Origin of the sequence: Lactobacillus sp. UBA5813 (assembly GCF_002417895.1) — a bacterium.
GTDB lineage: Bacteria > Bacillota > Bacilli > Lactobacillales > Lactobacillaceae > Lactobacillus > Lactobacillus amylolyticus.
Genome location: NZ_DICZ01000010.1, coordinates 39,153 through 46,827, shown reverse-complemented (window position 1 = coordinate 46,827; position 7,675 = coordinate 39,153). Strand labels below are relative to the sequence as shown.

Annotated in this window: 4 protein-coding genes and 1 pseudogene; all 5 read right to left on the bottom strand. The window is 36.2% G+C overall.

All coding sequences use genetic code 11. The features are described from left to right. Positions 1-185: 185 nt before the first annotated feature. Positions 186-3,377, bottom strand: coding sequence for a carbamoyl phosphate synthase large subunit (locus tag B2008_RS02250; protein WP_281827970.1), 3,192 nt, complete (start codon positions 3,375-3,377; stop codon positions 186-188). Between the two features lie 4 nt (positions 3,378-3,381). Then, positions 3,382-4,437: a carbamoyl phosphate synthase small subunit gene (locus B2008_RS02245; RefSeq protein ID WP_281827968.1), complete on the bottom strand. Its 1,056-nt coding sequence runs from the start codon at positions 4,435-4,437 to the stop codon at positions 3,382-3,384. 4 nt (positions 4,438-4,441) lie between these two features. Continuing rightward, positions 4,442-5,350: an RluA family pseudouridine synthase gene (locus B2008_RS02240; protein WP_414671991.1), complete on the bottom strand. Its 909-nt coding sequence runs from the start codon at positions 5,348-5,350 to the stop codon at positions 4,442-4,444. A gap of 15 nt (positions 5,351-5,365) precedes the next feature. Next, a pseudogene (gene lspA, locus B2008_RS08320) lies at positions 5,366-5,806 on the bottom strand (signal peptidase II); the annotation flags it as partial. A gap of 7 nt (positions 5,807-5,813) precedes the next feature. Next, a complete protein-coding gene (locus B2008_RS02235; RefSeq protein WP_281827967.1) occupies positions 5,814-7,490 on the bottom strand; it encodes a formate--tetrahydrofolate ligase in 1,677 nt (558 codons plus the stop codon). Positions 7,491-7,675 lie beyond the last annotated feature (185 nt).

Sequence of the window (7,675 nt, the reverse complement as noted above, 5' to 3'; positions counted from 1 at the left end):
AAAAACAACAAGCATCATAGGCCTTATTTGTCATACTTTCTGATCTTTGCTTTTTTATTTCATTTAACAATTTCACTATATTCGCATCAATATTAAAGAAAATAAATAAGCCAAATCATTAATATGACTTGACTTAGAGTAGAAAAAAAAACATTCGGAAAAAGCCGAATGTCTTTTTTGATTTGTTAAATTGGTTGAGTAGTTAAAGCCAAAGATTCTAGAACATCTAAAATTAATTCGGCTGTTTCTATGCTTGAAAAAACTGGGATGTGAGTGTATAAAGCTTGATCCCTGATTCTAATTGCATCAGCACTGGCGGCATCAGATAAATTAGTAACATTAACGACCATTACAATTTTATGTTGCCGAATTTTATCAAGCAAATTCTTAGGATTCTTGTGTACCTTGTCAACAATCCCAGTAGTGATTCCCGCTTCCGCAAACATTGTTGCAGTACCTTCAGTGGCCACCAGTTTAAACCCAAGTCGATCAAATCGGCGAGCTAAATTGGTTACTCTTTCCTTATCTTCGTCACGAACAGAGATGAAGATTGTTCCATAACTTGGAATATGTAAATCACTGGCTTCATATCCCTTATACAGTGCTTTGGCAAGCTGAGTATCTCGTCCCATAACTGAGCCAGATGACTTCATTTTTGAATCAAAAGTATTATCGCTGTTGTAATTGATGTAAGAAAAGATAGGCATCTTTACGTGAATAAAATCATTAGTCGTCCATAATTCTTCGTGATAGCCAAGATCAGCCAAATTCTTACCAGCGATTACTTGAGTAGCACAAGCAGCTAAATCCTTACCTAGTGACTTGGACAAGAAAGCAACATTGTGACCAGCATAAGGCTTAATTTGCAATAAGTATAATTCACCATTCACCATTAGGAAGTGTAAGTTATAAATTCCCCTAGTTGATAACTGATTAATTAAGTTAATCGAATAATGTGCTAGCCTTATTTGACCATCCGTTTTTAAGTTTTGTGCTTTAAAAACGGCGATTGAATCTGAGGCATGTGATCCTGTTTGTTCCAAATGTTCAATTATTCCAGGAATAGTAGTTTGTTGGCCATCAGAGATCGCAGTTACTTCATATTTATTGCCTTCGATAAACCTTGAAACAGTAATTTGATCTAACTGATTTTCATCTAGATACTTTTTAACAGCAGGAACATCGTAAACAACAGCTGATTTTGATTTTTGCTTGATTTCTTTACTGAATCCTCCGATCAAAATTGGGAAGCCATAGTTATTTACGAATTTGACGACTTCTTTTTGGTCATGAGTAGTCAAAGATGGCACTCTTTTAAGTCCAGTAACTGGTTTTTGCAAAAGATTCTTAATTTTATCATGTAGATTGCCGTTTGAGCGGCCAAGGATATTCAAACCGCTTTCGATCAGTTTTTGACTTAAAGAACTAACCTTCTTACCAGAAAATTGCAATAAAACATCTTTAATTCCCTCTTTGTGGGCCACTTTTACAATATTCTCGACAGTGATTGGATCAAAATAAATACGGTCAACGTTCTTAAAGCGCTCAGCTACTGATTCATCATTGTTAGATAGCAGAACGGTTTCATAACCAATATTATGTAAAGTCTCAGTAGCATGTGAAAGCATATAGTCAAATTCACTAGTTACTGAAACCTGCAATGGCAGCATGCCAATGATTAAAACTTTCTTTTTAGAAGATAATGGTTGTACTTCGTTTTGAACATCATAGGCGCTGTAATAGCTTTGAATATTTGGTTTGTAGATACCAGCTGAGCCATCAATCTGAAGATAAGCTGGTTTAAGATTGAATTGCTGCAATTTCTGCTCTATTTCATCTATTTTTGTATTGCGCAAAAGTGCTAATAAGTGATTTGAAAATCCTCGTCTTTTTGCTTCGATTAAAAGATCGACGTTTAGTTTTTCTGCATCGTGAACTTTTTGCGCAATCAAAATAATGTTTTGCAATTTTTGGTAATAAACGGGATGCAGGTATACTACATCTTGCAGATCACTATAAGACATGCCCTTTGCAATGGCTGCTAAAAGTCTGATCAAATGCAACTCATCAGGATGCAATAAATCCTGCAAAATTGTCTGTTCATCTTTTCGATATTCATGAATAAACGTTTTCCAGGCTAAATCAATATCAATTGTAGAAGAAATTGCCTTTAAAAAAGCAGCTTCAAAGTTTTGCCCAATTCCCATTGCTTCGCCACTGGCTTGCATCCGATTGCCTAAAAGATAATGGTTATAACCAGATTCTGACAGTGACCAATATGGCATTTTTACGGAGACTGCATCTAAAGTTGGCTCAATTGAAGCATTTAAGCCAGAAACAGGGTCAGTTATCTCATTCAAATTGTAGCCAATCGCTACCTTGGCTACGATGTAACCAACACTATATAAGCCAGCTCTTTGAATCCAAACAGCACTTCTTGTTAAACGAGGCTTAATGGTTAGGACTTTATATTCAATTTTAGTACCATGATGGCGAATTGCAAAATGGATGCTCATAATTCCCAATAAGTTAAGATTGTCTGCAATCTTTTTACTCGTGCTGCGCAGTTCCTGAATCTGATCATTATTTAAAGTTAAAACAGGCATGACAACAGCCGAATCACCTGAATTAATACCAACTGGTTCAATTGATCCAGCGAAATTACTGAAGACAATGTTACCGTCACGGTCGCGAATGACATTGACAATAACCTCTTCCCAGGTAGACAAGTCTTCGGTTAAACGATAGTGCTTCCAAGAAAAAGTTTCGCTTTGGCTTTCTTTTTTGAAGTAATTAATTAAATCATCTAAAGTCTTGAAGCCTAAGTGTTCGTTATGTACATATCGATGATATTTTGTAACTAAAACTGGAAATGAAACAATTTCTTTAATTTGATCGATATGAGATAAAAAATCATCAGTCAATAAATTAGCCAGTTGCCAGGATTGATTGACGTTAATTTTTAATTTGTTTAGCAGTTCCGTTCTTTTTTGCTGATTGCCTAACGAAAGAGTTCTTGGATTTAAGGTCAGCAATTTAATATGCATTTGTTGCAAAATACCATCTTGAATTAATTTATGTGCGACCTTCAAACCAGTAGTTGAACCATAGGCAGTCATGATTGCGTCAGGTTCTTCCATCCGCAAGATTCGTTTAAGGAAATCTAGCGTCATAGGTTCTAGGTAAACTGTCACGCCTTCTCTTTTATCAGTTGAAACTGTCGCTGGATTAGGATTTACCAGAACTACTTGAATTTTCTCTTCAACTAGAGCATTAATTGCGTCGCAGGCTAGCAAGTCCATTTCGGCAACACTGCCAATTAAAGTTGGACCTGAACCAATGATTAAAACTTTATCCAAATCATTCTCTAAAGGCATATTTTTACTCCATCATTTTTAAAAAATGGTCAAAAATTCCAATTGCATCTAAACTGCCTGGTGCTCCTTCTGGATTAAAGGCAGTTGCAATGACCTTTTCTTTTTCCATTGTAAATCCAGCTAACAGTTCAGTATGAAGATCAAAAAATTCTTGATTCATATTTAGCTGAACACTATCAGGCAAAACTAACTGATTTATATCCATGGCCGTTTGCCAAATTGTGTTTGAATTCTGTTCAATTACGGGATAATTGATACCATCAAACTCTTGTGGCAAGTTAACCAATTCCAGCTTTAAATAATCGCTTAAAGCCAAAAAGCCCAGACCAATAGCAAGAATCGGACATTTTTGGTAGAAATGGTCTAGTGCAGGTTTTATTGCTTTTAAAATTTCGTCCGGCTGACCAGGACCGTTGGAAATAATAATGCCATCTGGTCTCAGATTTTCAATATCAAGCGGAGTTGCATTGTATGGTAATACAGTTACATTTACTTGTCTTAAAGATAATTCACGCAACATCGAGTGCTTTAATCCTAAGTCTAAAACTGCAACCGTCTTTCCAACATTGGGTGCTGCATAAGCATTTTTTGTCGAAACAGAAGCTGATTTGTTTTTGGGCAAAACCAAGGCTTTAATTTGATCAAAAGCATGCTCATCATCTGTATCCATGATAGAAGCCTTAATTGTTTCTTCACGCATTAAACGGTGAACCAAGGCGCGAGTATCAACATTAAAAATTGCCGGAATATTTTTTTCTTTTAAAAATAAATCTAGATCTTGGAAATTTTCGCTATCGGAAATATTCAATGCTACATCGTTAGCGATAATTCCTTTAACAGTGGGGTCAATACTTTCATAGTCGATTGCATTGATTCCGCTATTTCCAATCATTGGTGAAGTAAAGACCAAAATTTTTCCGGCATTAGTCGGATCAGTCAAAGCTTCCTGATAACCAAAATTGGCAGTTTGAATTGCTAATTCACCAGTTGAAATGATGTTAGCACCAATCCCCTCACCTGAGAATGAACTGCCATCTTCTAGAATTAAGTAGCGTTTCATTAAATCACTTGTTTCTTCTAAGTTTATTTAAGGTTTCTTGAAATATTTTAGGCGGATCTACTTTAAATTCAAGCCATTTTCCTGTTTTGGGATGCTTAAAGCCAAGAATCTGTGCATGCAAAAACTGTCCATTTCCCTTCAAAGTCTTTCGTGGTCCATATAAAGGATCACCAGCAACTGGATGACCTATGTAGGATAAATGAACTCTGATTTGATGAGTACGGCCAGTTTCTAGCTTGCATTGGATTAAGCTGTAACCTTTAAATTGTTCAATTACTTTAAAATGAGTTACCGCATGCTTACCACCGGCGACAACTCCCATCTTTTTGCGATCATGAGGATTGCGCGCAATTGGAGCATCGATGGTACCTTCTGCTTCTGCAAAATTGCCATGGACTATTGCCAGGTATAAACGTTTATTAGTCTTATGAGCCAATTGGTCTTCTAAAGATTCACGGGCTTGGCTATTTTTTGCAATCATCAATAAGCCAGAAGTATCTTTATCAATTCGGTGAACAATCCCAGGTCTAAAACCTTCAGGACTAGAAGCCAGATCCTTTGTATGATAAAGCAAAGCATTGACTAATGTATGATCGGGATGTCCAGCGGCTGGATGGACCACCATTCCTTGAGGTTTATTGACAACAATCACATCATTATCTTCATAAATAATATCAAGTGGGATATTTTCAGGAATAACGTCTAGCGGCTTAACCGCTGGCACAGTTACTTCAATTGCATCGCCATCTTTTACTTTATATGAAGCTTTTTCAACTTTCTGGTTGACGAGAATCAAACCGTCATCAATTAATTCTTTCACTCTAGTACGAGAAAGATCATCAATTTTATCTGCTAGGTATTTGTCTAGCCGGCCTTTTTCGTTCTCTACACTTAATTCGTATTTTTTAGTCATGCTTATTTTCTTTTTCGTCAAAAATACTAAGTAAATGAAAATTAAGATCACACCTACTGTGATTGCAGAATCAGCAATATTAAAGATATTGAAATGAATAAAATCCAGTTGCAGCATATCAACTACGTATTTCAAATGCAAACGATCGATAAAATTACCAATAATCCCGCCAAGAACTAATGCAATGCCAACATCAAACCAAACATTTTTATATTTTTTGTTAAATAAAAAGTATAAACAAACGCCAATAGCAACAATACTTATTGCATAGAACAGCCACATTTGACCAGGAAGAACATTCCAGGCTGCTCCATTGTTTTGTAAATATGTAAAGGATAAGATCCCCGGAATAACTTGTTGAACTTCACCTAAATGAAAGTTGGTTGCAATATAAAACTTTAAGCCTTGATCGGCAAGAACGATAAATAATGAAATAAGTAAATATAGAAACTGCATGAATTTTTTAGAATAACCCACTAATTTTTCCGTTATTGTCAACGTCAATGTCAAGAGCTGCCGGATGTTTTGGCAAGCCTGGCATATCAAGAACGTGTCCAGTTGTGACAACGATAAATCTTGCACCATTTTTAAGACTGATTCCCTTCACATGAAGGGTGAAATCTTCAGGTGCGCCTAACAACTTCTTATTATCGGTAAATGAATACTGTGTCTTGGCAATAATTACAGGTAGTTTTTCTTTACCTAATTGTTTGAGGTGACTAATCTCTTGTTCAGCCTTTTCACTGTATTCTACTTGGCTGGCATGATAAATTTTTTGGGCAACCTTTTTAATTTTTGTTTTGACGTCATCATTGTCATTATAAGTTGTCTTTAAATCTGCCTTGCCAGAGTTTGCAAGATCAACTACGGCTTGAGCGGCTTCAACGCCACCCTTTGAACCAACATCATGATAATTAACAACTTCCGCTTGAATGCCTTGTTCTTGAATTAATTGCTTCAGCAAATCCAGTTCGACCTGTGTATCTGTATCGAAACGATTAATTAAAACAATTACCGGAACGTTATAACTACGCATGTTGTTCATATGACGTTCCAAGTTTTTGAATCCTTTTCTCAATGCTTCCAAGTTTTCTTGGCCCAAATTGTCTGTTGAGCCTTCGGCCTGGTATTTTAATGCACGAACAGTTGCAACGACGACACTTGCATCAGGTTTCTTGTCCAAGTGCTTGGAAACAAAGTCCATAAATTTTTGACCGCCCAAATCACTGCCAAAGCCAGCTTCAGTAAGCGTGTAATCACTAAGGTGCAACGCAAGGTTGGTAGCCATAACTGAATTAGCCCCGTGAGCAATATTAGCAAAAGGTCCGCCATGAACTAAGGCCGGAGTATGTTCGATTGTTTGAACTAAGTTTGGCTTTAATGCATTAGATAAAAGAGCAGCGATAGCGCCTTGGAAGCCTAAATCTTTAACATAAACTGGCTTGTCATCTGTTGTATAAGCGACGAGAATATCACCAATTCTTGCCTTTAAATCATCAATATCATTTGCTAGACAAAGAATAGCCATCAATTCATTGGCAACAGTAATTGCAAAACTTGCAGTATGTTCAATTCCATTAAATTTTGACCCTTGTCCTACAGTTACTTTCCGCAAAGCACGATCATTAACATCTAAACCGCGTTTGATCAGGATCTTTTCGGGATCAATATTTAAACTGTTGTCTTGATAAATATAGTTGTCAACTAGAGCTGCTAAAGTATCGATTGCACTGGTTAAAGCATGCATGTCGCCAGTAAAATGAAGATTAATATCTTCCATCGGAATGATTTGGGCCATTCCACCACCGGTAGCACCACCCTTTAGTCCAAAAACAGGCCCCATTGATGGCTCTCTTAAGGCAATCATCGCTTTTTTATGGAGCTGATTATTGATGGCATCACCTAATCCAATTGTGATTGTTGACTTCCCTTCACCAGCTGGAGTTGGTGAAATAGAAGTAACCAAGATCAATTTGCCCAGATGACTGTTTTTCTTGTTGCGATTAATTGCAGTCCAGTTTATTTTTGCTTTATCGCGACCATAAAGTTCCAAATCGCTTTCTGTTAAACCAACCTTCTTGGCAATTTCTGTAATATCTAATGCGTGAGAATTTTGTGCAATTTGAATATCTGATTTCATATTTGCATACCTCTTTTTCTAATATATTCTATTTGATTATTTTTAAAATTGTTGAAATTGATTTAGCGTTTTAGAATTTAGGCCCCTCATTTCTAAAAAATTATAATTTAATTATACCAAAATTTTACTTATTAAGTCTTAATACATTAAAATAGATACAGAGAAAATTAATGGAGGGACCAATT

Excerpts from the sequence above, each read along its gene's own strand:
- B2008_RS02250 (WP_281827970.1), bottom strand. The coding sequence starts at position 3,377 with ATGCCTTTAGAGAATGATTTGGATAAAGTTTTAATCATTGGTTCAGGT.
- B2008_RS02245 (WP_281827968.1), bottom strand. The coding sequence starts at position 4,437 with ATGAAACGCTACTTAATTCTAGAAGATGGCAGTTCATTCTCAGGTGAG.
- B2008_RS02240 (WP_414671991.1), bottom strand. The coding sequence starts at position 5,350 with ATGACTAAAAAATACGAATTAAGTGTAGAGAACGAAAAAGGCCGGCTA.
- B2008_RS02235 (WP_281827967.1), bottom strand. The coding sequence starts at position 7,490 with ATGAAATCAGATATTCAAATTGCACAAAATTCTCACGCATTAGATATT.